The organism is Pseudooceanicola sp. LIPI14-2-Ac024 (genome assembly GCF_042188925.1).
Classification (GTDB): domain Bacteria; phylum Pseudomonadota; class Alphaproteobacteria; order Rhodobacterales; family Rhodobacteraceae; genus Pseudooceanicola.
The window spans coordinates 3,960,011-3,974,874 of the sequence record NZ_CP170102.1; the positions used below are offsets into that span (position 1 = coordinate 3,960,011).

Genomic DNA, 14,864 nt, shown 5'->3' on the forward strand with positions numbered 1-14,864 from the left:
GCCCCCGCGCGGGATCAGAGGCCGGGGTAGAGCGGGAAGCGGCCGCAGAGCTCGGCCACCTCGGCGCGGACCTTGGCCTCGACCTCGGCATTGCCCTCGTCGCCATTGGCGGCCAGGCCGTCCACCACCTCGACGATCCAGTCGGCGATCTGGCGGAACTCCTCCTCGCGGAAGCCGCGGGTGGTGCCGGCGGGCGTGCCCAGCCGGATGCCGCTGGTCACGAAGGGCTTCTCGGGGTCGAACGGCACGCCGTTCTTGTTGCAGGTGATGTGGGCACGGCCGAGCGCGGCCTCGGCCGCCTTGCCGGTGACGCCCTTGGGCCGCAGGTCGGCCAGCATCAGGTGGTTCTCGGTCCCGCCCGAGACGATGTCGATCCCGCCCTTCATCAGCTGGTCGGCCATCGCCTTGGCGTTCGACACGACCTGGACGGCGTAGTCCTGGAACTCCGGCTTCAGCGCCTCGCCGAAGGCCACGGCCTTGGCGGCGATGACATGCATCAGCGGCCCGCCCTGCAGGCCGGGGAAGACGGCGGAGTTCACCTTCTTAGCGATGTCTTCATCATTGGTGAGGATCATGCCGCCACGAGGACCGCGCAGGGACTTGTGCGTCGTGGTGGTCACGACATGGGCATGCGGCAGGGGCGAGGGATGCGCGCCGCCCGCGACCAGGCCCGCGATATGGGCCATGTCGACCATCAGGTAGGCGCCGACCTCGTCCGCGATCTCGCGGAAGGCGGCCCAGTCCCAGATCCGGGAATAGGCGGTGCCGCCGGCCAGGATCAGCTTGGGCTTGTGCTCCAGCGCCTTCTGGCGAATGTCTTCCATGTCCAGCAGGTGATCCTGCTGGCGCACGCCGTAGGACACGACGTTGAACCATTTGCCCGACATGTTGACGGGCGAGCCGTGGGTCAGGTGCCCGCCGGAGTTCAGGTCGAGCCCCATGAAGGTGTCGCCGGGTTTCAGCAGCGCCAGGAACACGGCCTGGTTCATCTGGCTGCCCGAGTTCGGCTGCACGTTGGCAAAGCCGCAGCCGAAGAGTTCTTTCGCCCGGTCGATCGCCAGTGTCTCGGCGATGTCGACATACTGGCAGCCGCCGTAGTAGCGCTTGCCCGGGTAGCCCTCGGCGTACTTGTTGGTCAGGACGGATCCCTGCGCCTCGAGCACCGCGGCCGAGACGATGTTCTCGGAGGCGATCAGCTCGATCTCGTCGCGCTGGCGGCCGAGCTCCTTGCCGATGGTGTCGAAGATTTCCGGGTCGCGTTCCGCGAGCGGGCTGGAAAAGAAGCCGACATCCTTCATGGAATGGTCCTTCCTCATTCGGTGGCGTTGGCGCTTCCTACCCGGAACCGCGGCGGCGCAAAAGGTCCGAAGGCGACATAATGAACATGAAATACGCTGGCCGGGCAGGCGGGCTGGCGCATTCGGGGCGGATATGCTTCTTTCGGAACCGATTGGGCGCTATGGGAAACGGAACCTGCGGGTCATGGACATGAAGATCGCCTTCACGGCAAGCCATGGCGACATGGCCCGCTCGGCCTGCGCCGCGCTGATCGCCCGCTACGGCGACGTGCCCGAGCCCGAGGCCGACGTGATCGTGGCGCTTGGCGGCGACGGCTTCATGCTGCAGACTCTGCATCGCACCCAGAACCTGCCCGCGCCGGTCTACGGCATGAACCGCGGCACCGTCGGCTTCCTGATGAACGAGTACCACGAGGACGGGCTGCTGGAGCGGCTGGCGCTGGCCGAGGAAGAGGTTATCAACCCGCTGGCCATGCGCGCGATCCGGCAGGACGGCACCGAAAAGCACCGCCTCGCGATCAACGAGGTGTCGCTGCTGCGCGCCGGTCCGCAGGCGGCGAAGCTGAGGATCAGCGTCGACGGCAAGGTGCGGCTGGCGGAACTTGTCTGCGACGGGGCGCTGGTGGCGACGCCCGCGGGCTCGACCGCCTACAACCACTCGGCACACGGGCCGATCCTGCCGATCGGCGCGGATGTGCTGGCGGTGACGGCGGTGGCCGCCTACCGGCCGCGGCGCTGGCGCGGGGCGCTGCTGCCCAAGATCGCGCAGGTGCGGTTCGATGTCCTCGAACCCGAGAAGCGGCCGGTCATGGCCGATGCCGATGGCCGCTCGGTCCGCGACGTGGTGGCGGTCGAGGTGCATTCCGAACCCTCGGTTTCGCACCGCATCCTCTTTGACCCGGGCCACGGGCTCGAAGAGCGGCTGATCAGCGAACAGTTCGTCTAACGCGTGTTTGACGCCAATTGGCGTCGCAAACAGGCTTGACTTGCACGGTCCTTTGTTGACTGAATCAAGTATGACCGAGTCCACATCCCTCTCGCGCGCCGTGACCGAGGCCCGCCGGTTCACCCGGTTCTACACCTCGTTCACCAACGCGCTGTCGGACCGGATGCTGAAGTCGGCCTTTTCCCTGCCGCAGGCCCGGGTCCTGCACGAGATCGCGACCGGCCCGAAGGGCGCGCAGGCCGCCGATATGGCGCGCGAGCTCAGGATGGACGCAGGCCAGATGAGCCGCGTGCTGGCCGGGCTGCAGAAAAAGGGGCTGATCACCCGCAGCCCCGACCCGGCCAATGCCAAGCGGCTCAGGATCACGCTGACCGAGAGGGGCAGGCGGCCTTTGCCGACCTCGACGCCCAGTCCTCGGACCTGATGGGCAACGCGCTCGGGCCCTTGTCGGGCGAGGACAGGACGCGGGTCATCCGGGCGATGCGGCTGATCACGCGGCTCCTTGGCGGGCGGCCGCACCCGGCCGCCACGCTCGAGCTGCGCGCGCCCGAGGCGGGCGATCTGGGCTGGGTCATCGAACGGCAGTCGCGCCTCTATGCCGCCGAATACGGCTGGAACGCCGATTACGAGACGCTGGTCCTGCGCATCCTCGCCGACTTCGCCGCCGATCACGACCCGGCCCGCGAACGCGGCTGGATCGCCGAGATCGAGGGCGAGCCGGTCGGCGCCGTCTTCGTGGTGCGCAAGGACGACCGGACCGCCAAGCTGCGGCTGCTGCATGTCGAGGGCCGCGCCCGCGGCGCGGGCGTCGGGCGGCGGCTGGTGGACGAGGTGCTGACCTTTGCGCGCGCCGCCGGGTACAGCCGGATCGAGCTCTGGACCAACGACGTGCTCAGCTCGGCCAGGAAGCTTTATGTCCACGCGGGATTCCAGCTGGTCGGCAGCGAGGAACACGACAGTTTCGGCCACCGCCTGACCGGGGAAACCTGGGCCCGCGACCTCTGATCGGGGCCGGGCGGAAGGGTGCCGATGCGGCTGCGATCGCCGGGAACCATGCCCCCGGCCGCGCGTTTCTTAGGGGAAGCCGGGTGCTGATGTCCGGCCGTTTCCCAAGGAGAGAAGACCATGAACTGGGATCGTATCGAAGGTAACTGGAAACAGATGAAAGGTCAGGCCCTGGAACAGTGGGGCAAGCTGACCGACGATGATCTGGACAAGGCCGCCGGCAAGCGCGAGCAGCTGGTCGGCAAGGTCCAGGAACGTTACGGCATCGCCAAGGACGAAGCCGAACGCCAGGTTGACGAGTTTGCCAATCGCTTCTGATGAGCCCGTCTAACGAGTGGCGGCGCCGGTTCACCCCCCGGCGCCGTTCTCGTATCTAGCCCTTGGCCAGCCCGATACCCTGAAGCGCCAGCCTGATCTCGTCCAGGATGGCCGGATCATCGATCGTGGCGGGCATCTTGAACTCCTGGTTGTCGGCGATCTTGACCATGGTCGCGCGCAGGATCTTTCCCGACCGGGTCTTGGGCAGCCGGTCCACCACCACCGCAGACTTGAATGCCGCGACCGGGCCGATCTGGTCCCGGACCATGCCGACGCATTCGCGCACGATCTCGTCATGCGGGCGGTTCACGCCCTTGGTCAGGCAAAGAAAGCCGACCGGAAGCTGCCCTTTCAGATCGTCGCTGACCCCGATCACCGCGGTTTCGGCCACGTCCGGGTGGTTCGCCAGGATCTCCTCCATCGCGCCGGTCGACAGGCGGTGGCCCGCGACGTTGATGACGTCATCGGTGCGGGCCATGATGTAGAGGTATCCATCCGCGTCGATCATCCCCGCATCGCCGGTCTCGTAGTAGCCCGGGAAGGTGTCGAGATAGCTTTTCCGGAACCGCGCCTCGGCGTTCCATAGCGTCGGCAGCGTGCCCGGCGGCAGCGGCAGCTTGACCGCAATGGCCCCCAGCTCGCCCGCCGGAAGCTCCTTTCCGGCCTCGTCGAGGATGTGGATCTCGTAGCCCGGCATCGGCACGGAGGGGGAGCCTACCTTGACCGGCAGCAGCTCGATCCCGACCGGGTTCGCGGCGATCGACCAGCCGGTCTCGGTCTGCCACCAGTGGTCGATGATCGGCTTGTCGAGCATCTTCTGCGCCCAGTGGATCGTGTCCGGATCGGCGCGTTCGCCGGCCAGGTAGACGGTCTTAAGGTGGCTCAGGTCGTATTTCCGGATGAACTCGCCCTTGGGATCCTCGCGCTTCACCGCGCGGAAGGCGGTCGGCGCGGTGAAGAAGCTCTTCACCTTGTGATCCGCCATCACCCGCCAGAAGGTGCCCGCGTCCGGCGTGCCGACCGGCTTGCCCTCGAACACGATGCTGGTGTTGCCGTGGATCAGCGGGGCGTAGCAGATGTAGCTGTGGCCCACGACCCAGCCGACATCCGAGGCCGCCCAGAACACGTCGCCCGGGTCCACGTCATAGACATTCTTCATCGACCAGTTCAGCGCGACGAGGTGCCCGGCGGTCGGCCGGATCACGCCTTTGGGCTGGCCCGTGGTGCCCGAGGTATAGAGGATGTAGGCCGGGTGGTTGCCCTCGACCGGCACGCATTCGGCCGGTTCGGCACCGTACTGGAAGGAATGCCAGGCCACGTCGCGGCCCGGTTCCAGCTTGGCCACTTCCTGTTCGCGCTGGAAGATCACGCAGAATTCGGGCTTGTGGCTGGCCTGGTCGATGGCGCCGTCGAGGAGCGGCTTGTAATGCACCACGCGCCCCGGCTCGATCCCGCAGGAGGCCGCGATGATCGCCTTGGGCTGGCAGTCGTCGATCCGCACCGCCAGCTCGTGGCTGGCAAAGCCGCCGAAGACGACCGAATGGATCGCCCCGAGGCGGGCGCAGGCCAGCATCGCCTCGATCGCCTGCGGCACCATCGGCATGTAGATGATGACCCGGTCGCCCTTTTCGATCCCCTTGGCGCGCAGCGCACCGGCCAGCAGGGCGACGCGGTTGCGCAGTTCGTCATAGGTGATCTTCTGCACGGTGCCGGTGACCGGGCTGTCGTGGATCAGCGCGACCTGCGCGCCGCGCCCGGCCTCGACATGGCGGTCGACCGCGTTCCAGCAGGTGTTCACCTTGCCGTCGACGAACCATTCGTAAAGCGGTGCGTTCTCGTCCCAGAGCGCCTTTGACGGCTTCTCGACCCAGTCGATCGCCTCGGCCTGCGCCATCCAGAACGCATCCGGGTCCGCCTTCCAGCTGTCGTAAATCTCTTTGTAGCCCATCCGCGTGCTCCTCCTTCGCGCGTGACGACGTTTGCAGGAGTTAGACGCCCCTGCGTCACGCTTGCAAGGGCCGCAGCCGCGCGATCCGGTCGCAGGTGCGCAGATTCCGGGGCCGGATCCGGCCCTTGTCACGCAGCTTCACAAGCGTTGTCCCGGTCTGCAAATTTCTTCACAGCGCGTCGCGGTGCCCAGGACCGGCCATAAGGCGCCGATCCGGGCGATCACGGGGCCTGTAACAGCCGCGATCGTGCTTGCCGACTCGGCCCGCGCGGCGCTTGGATTTCCCCAGGGCCGGCATCCCGCCGGCCCTTTGCACCAAGGATGCACGCCCATGGGCGACAAGAAGCAGAAGCCGGCCAAACCCGGCGAGAAGACCGTCAAGAAATGATCTGAGGAGGCCTCCGCGCCGCCGCCCCGGTGACGACGGCGCGGAACCGTGGGTCAGCCGTAGTGCGCCACCGGCGTGCCCGCGATGGCCGCCATGTTCAGCAGCCCGCGCGGCGTGATCGAGTTCGTGACGATATGCGCGCGGTTGCCCATCCCCATCAGGATCGGCCCGACCTCGAGCCCGCCGCCCTTCATCTTCAGGATGTTGCGCACCCCCGACGCGGCGTCGGCATGGGCAAAGATCAGAACGTTCGCCGCGCCCTTCATCCGGTTGCCGGGCAGCACCGTTTCCCGCAGGACGGGGTCGAGCGCGGTGTCCACGTTCATCTCGCCCTCGTAGCAGAAATCGCGCTGCGCGCTGTCGAGGATCGCCATCGCCTCGCGCAGGCGGCGCGCGGTCAGGGTGTCCTGGTTGCCGAACTGCGACCGGCCGCAGAGCGCGATGTTGGGCACGATGCCGAAACGCTTCACGTGCCGCGCCGCGCCAATGACGACATTCGCGATCTCCTCGGCGGTCGGGTCGGAATGCACATGCGTGTCGCCGAGGAAGAGCGGCCCGTCCTCGAGGATCATCATCGACAGCCCGCCGACCGTCCGGTAGGTGCCGCCGCCCAGGATCTGTTCGACATAGCCCAGGTGCCAGCGGTATTCGCCGAAGGTGCCGCAGATCAGGCTGTCGGCCTCGCCCCGGTGCACCATCACCGCGCCGATGGCCGTGGTGTTGGTTCGCATGATCGCGCGGGCGGTGTCGGGGGTGACGCCGCGCCGTGCCATGATCTCGTGGTAGGTGCCCCAGTAGTCGCGGTAGCGCGGGTCGTTTTCCGGGTTCACGATATGGAAATCGGCATCCGGCCGGATCGTCAGGCCCGCGCGTTCGCAGCGGGTCTCGATCACCTCGGGGCGGCCGATCAGGATCGGCGTCTCGGTGGTTTCCTCGAGGATCGCCTGCGCCGCGCGCAGCACGCGTTCGTCTTCGCCCTCGGCAAAGACGATCCGGCGCGACGCGGTGCGCGCGGCGTCGAACACTGGGCGCATCAGCAGGGCGGACTTGAACACCGAGGACCGCAGCTTTTCGCGGTAGGCGTCGAGGTCGGCCAGCGGCCGGGTCGCCACGCCCGAGGCCATGGCGGCCTTGGCCACGGCGGTCGAAACGACGCCCGACAGGCGCGGGTCAAAGGGTTTCGGGATCAGGTAGTCGGCGCCGAAGGTCAGCTGTTCCCCCTGGTAGGCCGCCGCTGCCTCGGCGCTGGTGGTCGCGCGGGCCAGCGCGGCGATCCCTTCGATGCAGGCGATCTGCATCTCGTCGTTGATCTCGGTCGCGCCGACGTCGAGCGCGCCGCGGAAGATGAAGGGAAAGCAGAGGACGTTGTTGACCTGGTTGGGAAAATCCGACCGGCCGGTCGCGATGATCGCGTCGGGGGCCACGGCACGGGCCGCATCCGGCATGATCTCGGGCGTGGGGTTGGCCAGCGCAAAGATGATCGGCCGAGCGGCCATCTTCGCCACCATCTCGGGCTTGAGCACGTTGGGGCCCGACAGGCCCAGGAAGAGGTCCGCGCCCTCGATCACCTCGTCCAGCGTGCGCTTGTCCGACGGCTGGGCATAGACCGCCTTCTGCGGGTTCATGTCCTCGGCCCGGCCCTCGTAGACCAGCCCGTGGATGTCGCAGAGCCAGACGTTCTCGCGCTTCACACCCAGTTTCAGCAGCATGTTCAGGCAGGCGATACCCGCCGCCCCGCCGCCGGTGCTGACGATCTTGATGTCCTCGAACGCCTTGCCCGCCACCCGCAACGCGTTGGTCGCGGCGGCGCCGACGACTATGGCGGTGCCGTGCTGGTCGTCGTGGAAGACGGGGATGTTCATCCGCTCGCGGCAAAGCTTCTCCACCACGAAGCAGTCCGGCGCCTTGATGTCCTCGAGATTGATCGCGCCGAAAGTCGGCTCAAGCGCGCAGACGATGTCGGCCAGCTTTTCTGGATCGCTCTCGTTGACCTCGATGTCGAAGCAGTCGATGCCCGCGAACTTCTTGAAGAGCACCGCCTTGCCCTCCATCACCGGCTTGGACGCCAGTGCCCCGATGTTGCCGAGGCCCAGCACGGCAGTGCCGTTCGACACCACCGCGACCAGGTTCCCGCGTGCCGTGTAGCGCGAGGCATTGGCCGGGTCCTTGCCGATCTCGAGGCAGGCATCCGCCACGCCGGGGGAATAGGCCAGGCTCAGGTCGCGGCCGTTCGCCAGCGGCTTGGTGGCGCGGATTTCCAGTTTCCCGGGCTTGGGGTTCTCATGATAGGCGAGCGCCGGGGTATATGCGCCATCCTTGCCTGTGTCGGACATCTTGCGGCCTTCCTCGAAACAGATGGTTTAGCGTTAAACTAATTTCGCCTGCGGGGAAAGATGGCGCGACGATCCGGGTCAGCCCCTTGCGCTCCGCCCCCTGCTTGATGAGAGTGATCCGACAAAAAACGGGGAGAGTCACCGATGGATCTGCTGGAGGCCGCGACGAAGGTTCGCGAAAACGCCTATGCCCCCTATTCCCGGTTCAAGGTCGGTGCCGCCATCCGCGCGGCATCGGGCACAATCTACACCGGCGTGAACGTCGAGAACGTAGCCTATCCCGAAGGCACCTGCGCCGAGGCCGGGGCCATCGCCGCCATGGTTGCCGCCGGTGAGACCGAACTGGTCGAGGTGCTGGTCATCGCCGACAGCCCCACGCCGGTGCCGCCCTGCGGCGGCTGCCGGCAGAAGCTGGTGGAGTTCGGCAAGGGGGACGTCAGGCTGACCATGTGCACCACCGACGGTGCATCGCAGACCATGACCCTGGCCGAGGTCCTGCCGGGCCGCTTCGACGCCTCGCACATGGACCGCACCTGAATGGATGCGCGCCGGATCATCGCGACGGTGCGCGACGGCGGCACGCCCTCGCGCGCGGAATTGGGCTGGTTCGCGCAGGGGCTGGCCGACGGTGGCGTGACCGATGCGCAGGCCGGGGCCTTTGCCATGGCGGCCCTGCTGCGCGGGCTGAGCGAAGAGGGGCGCGTGGCGCTGACGCTGGCGATGCGCGACAGCGGCCAGCGGCTGCAATGGGATCTCGGCGGTCCCGTGCTCGACAAGCATTCGACCGGCGGGATCGGGGATTGCGTCAGCCTGGTGCTTGCCCCGGCGCTGGCGGCCTGCGGGGCCTACGTGCCGATGATCTCGGGCCGGGGCCTCGGGCACACCGGCGGCACGCTCGACAAGCTGGAATCGATCCCCGGTGTCGCGACCACGCTGGACGAGGCACGGTTCCGCGACGTGGTGGGCAAGGCGGGCTGCGCGATCGTCGCGGCCTCGGCCCGGATCGCCCCGGCGGACCGGCGCCTCTACGCCGTGCGGGACGTGACGGCGACGGTCGAAAGCCTCGACCTCATCACCGCCTCGATCCTCTCCAAGAAGCTGGCGGCGGGGCTCGACGGGCTGGTGCTGGACGTCAAGACGGGATCGGGCGCCTTCATGAAATCCGAGGACGACGCCCGCGCGCTGGCGCAGGCGCTGGTGTCGACCGCCAACGCGGCGGGCTGCCCGACCTCGGCGGTGCTGTCGGATATGAACCAGCCGCTGGTCCCGGCACTTGGCAACGCGCTCGAGGTCGACCAGGCGATGCTGGTGCTGACCGGCGCGGCGAAAGGCCCGCTGGCCGAGATTTCGGCCGTGCTGGGGGGCGTGGTGCTCGCGGATGCGGGCCTCGCCCCGGACATCGAGGACGGGGCCAACCGGATCGCGGGTGTCATCGCCTCGGGCCGGGCGGCAGAGCATTTCGGCCGCATGGTCGCGGCACAGGGCGGGCCGGTGGAATTCGTCGAGAACTGGGCGCGGTTCCTGCCCGAGGCGACGGTGATCCGCGAGGTGCCATCGCCCGTCGCGGGATATGTAGCGGGGTTCGACGGTGAGGCGCTTGGCCTCGCGGTCGTGGACCTCGGCGGCGGCCGGCAGGTGGAAAGCGACGTGGTCGACCCGGCGGTCGGGCTGTCCGACATTCCCCCGCTTGGCACCTGGGTCGAAAAGGGCCAGCCGCTGGCGCGCGTGCATGCCGCGCGGACCGGTGCGGCGGATCGGGCGGCGCAGGCGGTGCTGGGGGCGATCCGGCTGGGCGACACCGCGCCGCAGGTGCCGGCGCTGATCCGTGATAGGATCACCGCATGACACGCGCGTTCCTCATCGTGATCGACAGCGTCGGCTGCGGCGGCGCGCCGGATGCACACGCCTTCTTCAACGGCGCGACCCCCGACACCGGGGCGAACACGCTGGCCCATATTGCGCAGGCCTGCGCTGCGGGACAGGCGGAGGAGGGGCGCTCGGGACCGCTGGCGCTGCCGGTCATGGACCGGCTCGGGCTGGGGGCGGCGATCCGGCTGGCCTCGGGCGACGAAACGCCGGGGTTGGATGCCGAGCCGCAGGGCCTCTGGGGCGCGGCGTCCGAGGTCTCGCCCGGCAAGGACACGCCGTCGGGCCACTGGGAACTGGCGGGCGTGCCGGTGCCATGGGACTGGACGTATTTCCCGGACAAGCAGAATTCCTTCCCGCCCGAGCTGATCGCCGAGGTCTGCAAGGCGGCGGGCACCGACGGCATCCTCGGCAATTGCCACGCCTCCGGCACCGTCATCATCGAGGACTTGGGGCGCGAGCATGTGAACACCGGCTGGCCGATCTGCTACACCTCGGCCGACAGCGTGTTCCAGATCGCCTGCCACGAAGGCGCCTATGGCCTCGACCGGCTCTACGACCTTTGCAAAGCTATCGCGCCCACTTTGCATAGAATGAGGGTCGGCCGCGTGATCGCCCGCCCCTTCGTGGGGACCGAGCTGACCGGCTTCACCCGCACCACAAACCGCAAGGATTTCGCGCTGGCGCCGCCCAGCCCGACGCTCTGCGACTGGGTGCAGGGTGCCGGGCGCAAGGTGCACGGCGTAGGCAAGATCGGCGACATCTTCTCGATGCAGGGGATCGACGACGTGGTGAAGGGGTCGGATGCCGAGCTGATGGGGCAGCTGAAGCGGCTGGTGGACGAGGCCGCGGACGGATCGCTCACCTTCGCCAACTTCGTCGAGTTCGACAGCCTCTACGGTCATCGCCGCGACGTGTCGGGCTATGCCCGTGCGCTGGAATGGTTCGATGCCGAGCTGGGCACGATCCTGCCGCGCCTGCGCGACGGCGACATGCTTGTCGTCACCGCCGATCATGGCAACGACCCCACCTGGATCGGCACCGACCACACCCGCGAACGGGTGCCGGTGCTGGTCGCGGGCAAGGGCGCGGGGCAGGCGGGCCTTGTCGCGTTCACCGATATCGCCGCGAGCATCGCGGATCACCTGGGCGTGCCTGCCCAAGGGCCGGGGAGGACATTCCTGTGAGCTGGAAGAGCTATCCGAAGGTCGAGCTGCACCTTCACCACGAGGGCGCGGCGCCGCCCGCCTTCATCCGCGGACTGGCGCAGGAGAAGAAGGTCGACATCTCGAAGGTCTTCGACGAACGCGGGCATTACGCCTACGAGGACTTCGTGCATTTCCTGTCGGTTTACGAGGCCGCGACATCGGTCCTGCAGACGCCCGAGGATTACGCCCGCCTGACCCGGGCGGTGCTCGAGGAAAGCGCGTCGCACGGCGTGGTCTATTCCGAGACGTTTCTCTCCCCCGACTTCTGCGGTGGTGGCGATGTCGAGGCCTGGCGCGAGTACCTGCACGCCATCGAAGATGTGGCGGACGAGGCCGAGCGCAAGCTGGGCATCACGCTCCGCGGCATCATCACCTGCATCCGTCACTTCGGGCCCGAACAGGCGAAACCCATCGCCCTCTGCGCGGCCGAGACCCGGGGCGATTTCATCACCGGCTTCGGCATCGCGGGCGACGAGGGCAAGGGCAAGCCGAAGGATTTCGTCTGGGCGTTCGACTGCGCGCGCGAGGCGGGGCTCCGGCTGACGGCCCACGCCGGCGAATGGGGCGGGCCGCAATCGGTGCGCGACGCGCTGAACGACCTTGGCGTCGAGCGGATCGGCCACGGGGTGCGCGCCATCGAGGACCTCGCGCTGGTGGACGAACTGGCGGAACGCGGCATCACGCTCGAGGTCTGCCCGGGGTCGAACGTGACGCTGGGGGTCTATCCCGGGTGGCGCAAGCACCCGATCGAACAGCTGCGCGAACGCGGCGTGAAGGTCACCGTCTCGACCGATGATCCGCCTTTCTTCCACACCACCATGACCCGCGAATTCGACGAGTTGGAACGCGCCTTTGGCTGGGATCAGGAGGTTTTCGGCGAAATCACCCGAACCGCCCTTGACGCGGCCTTCTGCGACGAGGACACCCGCAAAAAGATCGCGAAAAAGCTGGAGAGCGCCGAATGACCAAGCACCTGACCGTCGTGGACCACCCGCTGGTGCAGCACAAGCTGACGATCATGCGGAAAAAGGAAACCTCGACCAAGTCCTTCCGCCAGCTCCTGCGCGAGATCTCCCTGCTGCTGGCCTACGAGGTCACCCGCGAACTGCCGATGACGACCGAGACCATCGACACCCCGCTTGAGGAGATGGACGCCCCGACGCTCGACGGCAAGAAGCTGGCGCTGATCTCGATCCTCAGGGCGGGCAACGGGCTGCTCGACGGGGTGCTGGAACTGATCCCGGCGGCGCGGGTCGGTTTCGTCGGCCTCTATCGCGACGAACGCACGCTCCAGCCGATCCAGTACTACTTCAAGGTGCCCGAGGGTCTGGAGGACCGGCTGGTCATCGCGCTCGACCCGATGCTGGCGACCGGCAACTCCTCGGCCGCGGCGATCGACCTGCTGAAGGAAGCGGGCGCCAACAACATCCGCTTCATGTGCCTGCTGGCCGCGCCCGAAGGCGTCGCCCGGATGAAGGAGGCGCATCCCGACGTGCCGATCGTCACCGCCGCGCTGGACGAACGGCTGAACGAGAAGGGCTATATCGTGCCGGGCCTCGGCGACGCCGGCGACCGGATGTTCGGCACCAAGTAGGTTTACTCACGCCGTCCGCACTGGCAGGATGCCCCCAATATCTTGGGGGTTTCGCCATGTTCACCAGAACCGCTTGGGGGCTTGCCCTTCTGATCGGCGCGGGCAGCGCGCTGGCGCAGGACGGTCCGGCCGAAGTGCCGCCCGTGTCCTTCATCGGCACGCAGTACGTCGACAGCGCGGGCTGCGTCTATGTTCGCGCGGGCGTCGGCGACACGGTGGTCTGGGTGCCGCGCGTCACCGCCGCGCGCCAGCCGGTCTGCGGCCAGACCCCGACCATGCAGACCCTGCCGGTGGCCGAGGTGGCGGTCGCGCCGGTCGAGACCGCCGCACCCGCCGACGTGGCCGAGGTCGTGGTCGTCGCCCCGCCGAAACCCGCGCACAAGGCGACCCGGGTGCAGGTGGTGAGGCCCGCCAAGGCCCCCGCCGTCGTGGTCCGCCGCGTGCCCGCCCCGGGCACCGTGCTGCGAGAGGACGAGATCCCCGCCGGCGTCCGCGTCGTGCCGCGCCATGTCTATGAACAGCAGCGCGCCGCCGCTGTCCGCGTCACCGTGCCCGAGGGCTATCGCAACGCCTTCGACGACGACCGCCTGAACCTGCGCCGGGCCGAGATGAACGCCGCAGGCATCGCCGCGACCAACCGGGTCTTCACCCGGACGGTCCCGCGCGAGATCATCGTGCGCCCCTACGAGGAACAGAAGACGGGCGGCTACGTCACCGTCCGCGTGCCGGTCGTCTCGACCCAGGGACGCGCCGGCCAGGCGACCCCGTCCGCCCACGACCTGCGGTGATCTTCGCGCCGGGCTGACACCCGCCGCGCCACCACAAATCGCGAAGGGCGGGGGCACCTCTCCACCCACGCCGTCACCGCTCGCAGATCGCCTGCAGCCTCAGCCAGTTCGCATCGCTCAACACGGGTTCGGCCGGTGCCTCGGCATAGGGGTCGGCCTCGATCAGCGTCAGCGTGCTCTCGCCCGAGATGTCGCGGGCATAGGCATAGGCCGACGACCGCACGCGGTGATCCTTGAACCCGGTGATCAGCGCCTCGTCCGGCAGTTCCACCGGCGGGTCGGTCAGCACGGTGCGGGCATAGTTGTCCAGCGCCTCTTCCGGCAGGGCGCCGGTGGTCAGCAGCCGCACGGTGGCAACCGGACCGGCCGCCCGCAGCACGTCGCCCAGCGGATCGCTGCGGCGCGCGCGCAGAAGCTCGGCGATGACGTAGCCCGCCACCACATCCGGGTCGCTGGTGTCCTCGACCACCGACCGGTTCAGCAGGACGATCCCGCCCGGCAGGTGCGCCGCGCCACGCACCCCGTCGCGCACCACGAAGAGATCCGGCGGGCCGTTCACCCCCGGCAGCCGCCGCGCCAGCGCGTCGAGCGCGCGGCGCCCGTCGCGGTCGGCACAGACCGGGCCAGTGACGGTCTGCAGGCGCGCCATCAGCGCCTCGCCGATCGCCTCGCGCTTGACCCGTGGCACGACGGACAGGGCATGCTGCGACAGCGCGCCGGGCAGCCAGAAGAGGGCCAGCGCCGCCACGACCACCACGATCGCCCCGATCATGCCGAAACGCAGGCGACCGGGATGCGGGCGGCGGCTTTCGACCGCGCGGCGGACGCGTTCGATGGCCGACACCATCTCGGTCTCGTCCTCGGGCAGTTCCAGCACCTCGTCCTCGAGCCCGTCGGGACTGTAGAGCGCGGGCGTTTCGCCGGGGTTCAGCCGCTCGACGGCGGCCAGCGACCAGTGCGCCAGCGCCCGGTCACTGAGGTCGGTCAGTATCAGCGTGGCGTCTCCCAGCGAAACCACGACCTCGCGGCGCTGCGCCTCGGCGTTCTCGCGCCAGAGACCGCGCGCTTCGAGGCGCTGGTATTGGGATAGGGCCGTCACGCTGGGATTACGCCTGTCTGCACTGCTTTTGGCGCATCCTACACCGGCGCCGTTCCCCCGGCAATTCGTGACC

At 68.4% G+C, this 14,864-nt stretch carries 15 protein-coding genes; 11 read left to right on the forward strand and 4 right to left on the reverse strand.

What is annotated here, in order from left to right; all coding sequences use genetic code 11:
• Positions 1 to 14: 14 nt before the first annotated feature.
• The gene (glyA, locus tag ACE2AC_RS19445) at positions 15 to 1,298 is read right to left on the reverse strand and encodes a serine hydroxymethyltransferase (RefSeq protein WP_375689399.1); all 1,284 of its coding nucleotides are present in this window, start codon (positions 1,296 to 1,298) and stop codon (positions 15 to 17) included.
• A gap of 184 nt (positions 1,299 to 1,482) precedes the next feature.
• Between glyA and ACE2AC_RS19450 the strand changes: the two genes are divergently transcribed.
• The 4 genes from ACE2AC_RS19450 (at position 1,483) to ACE2AC_RS19465 (ending at position 3,567) form a co-directional block, all read left to right on the forward strand.
• Positions 1,483 to 2,244: an NAD kinase gene (locus ACE2AC_RS19450; RefSeq protein ID WP_375689401.1), complete on the forward strand. Its 762-nt coding sequence runs from the start codon at positions 1,483 to 1,485 to the stop codon at positions 2,242 to 2,244.
• A 70-nt stretch (positions 2,245 to 2,314) separates the two neighbouring features.
• The gene (locus tag ACE2AC_RS19455; protein ID WP_375689402.1) at positions 2,315 to 2,668 is read left to right on the forward strand and encodes a MarR family winged helix-turn-helix transcriptional regulator; all 354 of its coding nucleotides are present in this window, start codon (positions 2,315 to 2,317) and stop codon (positions 2,666 to 2,668) included.
• Positions 2,668 to 3,249, forward strand: a complete 582-nt coding sequence (locus tag ACE2AC_RS19460; RefSeq protein WP_375689404.1) for a GNAT family N-acetyltransferase — start codon at positions 2,668 to 2,670, stop codon at positions 3,247 to 3,249. The genes ACE2AC_RS19455 and ACE2AC_RS19460 overlap by 1 nt, the downstream gene beginning before the upstream one ends.
• A gap of 120 nt (positions 3,250 to 3,369) precedes the next feature.
• On the forward strand, positions 3,370 to 3,567 hold the full coding sequence (locus tag ACE2AC_RS19465; protein ID WP_375689406.1) for a CsbD family protein: 198 nt from the start codon (positions 3,370 to 3,372) through the stop codon (positions 3,565 to 3,567).
• Positions 3,568 to 3,622: 55 nt separating this feature from the next.
• Here the strand turns inward: ACE2AC_RS19465 and prpE are convergent, their stop codons facing one another.
• Entirely contained in the window at positions 3,623 to 5,515 is a 1,893-nt protein-coding gene (gene prpE, locus ACE2AC_RS19470) for a propionate-CoA ligase PrpE (protein ID WP_375689408.1), read from the reverse strand.
• A gap of 61 nt (positions 5,516 to 5,576) precedes the next feature.
• Between prpE and ACE2AC_RS19475 the strand changes: the two genes are divergently transcribed.
• Positions 5,577 to 5,903, forward strand: coding sequence for a hypothetical protein (locus ACE2AC_RS19475; RefSeq protein ID WP_375689410.1), 327 nt, complete (start codon positions 5,577 to 5,579; stop codon positions 5,901 to 5,903).
• A gap of 53 nt (positions 5,904 to 5,956) precedes the next feature.
• Here ACE2AC_RS19475 and ACE2AC_RS19480 read toward each other — a convergent pair whose 3' ends face one another.
• Complete coding sequence (locus ACE2AC_RS19480; protein WP_375689412.1) at positions 5,957 to 8,236, reverse strand: NADP-dependent malic enzyme; 2,280 nt, start codon at positions 8,234 to 8,236, stop codon at positions 5,957 to 5,959.
• A gap of 144 nt (positions 8,237 to 8,380) precedes the next feature.
• Between ACE2AC_RS19480 and ACE2AC_RS19485 the strand changes: the two genes are divergently transcribed.
• Genes ACE2AC_RS19485 through ACE2AC_RS19510 form a run of 6 tightly spaced genes read left to right on the forward strand, consistent with a single transcriptional unit; the run spans position 8,381 to position 13,692 of the window.
• Positions 8,381 to 8,773 (forward strand): cytidine deaminase, encoded by a 393-nt coding sequence (locus tag ACE2AC_RS19485; RefSeq protein WP_375689414.1) that lies wholly within the window; start codon positions 8,381 to 8,383, stop codon positions 8,771 to 8,773.
• On the forward strand, positions 8,774 to 10,081 hold the full coding sequence (locus ACE2AC_RS19490; protein WP_375689416.1) for a thymidine phosphorylase: 1,308 nt from the start codon (positions 8,774 to 8,776) through the stop codon (positions 10,079 to 10,081).
• Positions 10,078 to 11,289 (forward strand): phosphopentomutase, encoded by a 1,212-nt coding sequence (locus tag ACE2AC_RS19495; RefSeq protein WP_375689418.1) that lies wholly within the window; start codon positions 10,078 to 10,080, stop codon positions 11,287 to 11,289. Before ACE2AC_RS19490 ends, ACE2AC_RS19495 begins: the two co-directional genes overlap by 4 nt.
• Positions 11,286 to 12,275, forward strand: coding sequence for an adenosine deaminase (locus tag ACE2AC_RS19500; protein WP_375689420.1), 990 nt, complete (start codon positions 11,286 to 11,288; stop codon positions 12,273 to 12,275). The genes ACE2AC_RS19495 and ACE2AC_RS19500 overlap by 4 nt, the downstream gene beginning before the upstream one ends.
• Positions 12,272 to 12,904, forward strand: a complete 633-nt coding sequence (upp, locus tag ACE2AC_RS19505) for a uracil phosphoribosyltransferase (protein WP_375689422.1) — start codon at positions 12,272 to 12,274, stop codon at positions 12,902 to 12,904. Before ACE2AC_RS19500 ends, upp begins: the two co-directional genes overlap by 4 nt.
• A 56-nt stretch (positions 12,905 to 12,960) precedes the next feature.
• On the forward strand, positions 12,961 to 13,692 hold the full coding sequence (locus ACE2AC_RS19510) for a hypothetical protein (protein ID WP_375689424.1): 732 nt from the start codon (positions 12,961 to 12,963) through the stop codon (positions 13,690 to 13,692).
• Positions 13,693 to 13,765: 73 nt separating this feature from the next.
• On the opposite strand, the gene ACE2AC_RS19515 is transcribed toward ACE2AC_RS19510, so the two are convergent.
• Positions 13,766 to 14,791, reverse strand: a complete 1,026-nt coding sequence (locus tag ACE2AC_RS19515; RefSeq protein WP_375689426.1) for a hypothetical protein — start codon at positions 14,789 to 14,791, stop codon at positions 13,766 to 13,768.
• Positions 14,792 to 14,864 lie beyond the last annotated feature (73 nt).

Bases quoted from the DNA above. Each gene is read 5' to 3' on its own strand.
- glyA (WP_375689399.1), bottom strand. From the start codon at position 1,298: ATGAAGGATGTCGGCTTCTTTTCCAGCCCGCTCGCGGAACGCGACCCG.
- ACE2AC_RS19450 (WP_375689401.1), top strand. From the start codon at position 1,483: ATGGACATGAAGATCGCCTTCACGGCAAGCCATGGCGACATGGCCCGC.
- ACE2AC_RS19455 (WP_375689402.1), top strand. From the start codon at position 2,315: ATGACCGAGTCCACATCCCTCTCGCGCGCCGTGACCGAGGCCCGCCGG.
- ACE2AC_RS19460 (WP_375689404.1), top strand. From the start codon at position 2,668: ATGGGCAACGCGCTCGGGCCCTTGTCGGGCGAGGACAGGACGCGGGTC.
- ACE2AC_RS19465 (WP_375689406.1), top strand. From the start codon at position 3,370: ATGAACTGGGATCGTATCGAAGGTAACTGGAAACAGATGAAAGGTCAG.
- prpE (WP_375689408.1), bottom strand. From the start codon at position 5,515: ATGGGCTACAAAGAGATTTACGACAGCTGGAAGGCGGACCCGGATGCG.
- ACE2AC_RS19480 (WP_375689412.1), bottom strand. From the start codon at position 8,236: ATGTCCGACACAGGCAAGGATGGCGCATATACCCCGGCGCTCGCCTAT.
- ACE2AC_RS19485 (WP_375689414.1), top strand. From the start codon at position 8,381: ATGGATCTGCTGGAGGCCGCGACGAAGGTTCGCGAAAACGCCTATGCC.
- ACE2AC_RS19490 (WP_375689416.1), top strand. From the start codon at position 8,774: ATGGATGCGCGCCGGATCATCGCGACGGTGCGCGACGGCGGCACGCCC.
- ACE2AC_RS19495 (WP_375689418.1), top strand. From the start codon at position 10,078: ATGACACGCGCGTTCCTCATCGTGATCGACAGCGTCGGCTGCGGCGGC.
- upp (WP_375689422.1), top strand. From the start codon at position 12,272: ATGACCAAGCACCTGACCGTCGTGGACCACCCGCTGGTGCAGCACAAG.
- ACE2AC_RS19510 (WP_375689424.1), top strand. From the start codon at position 12,961: ATGTTCACCAGAACCGCTTGGGGGCTTGCCCTTCTGATCGGCGCGGGC.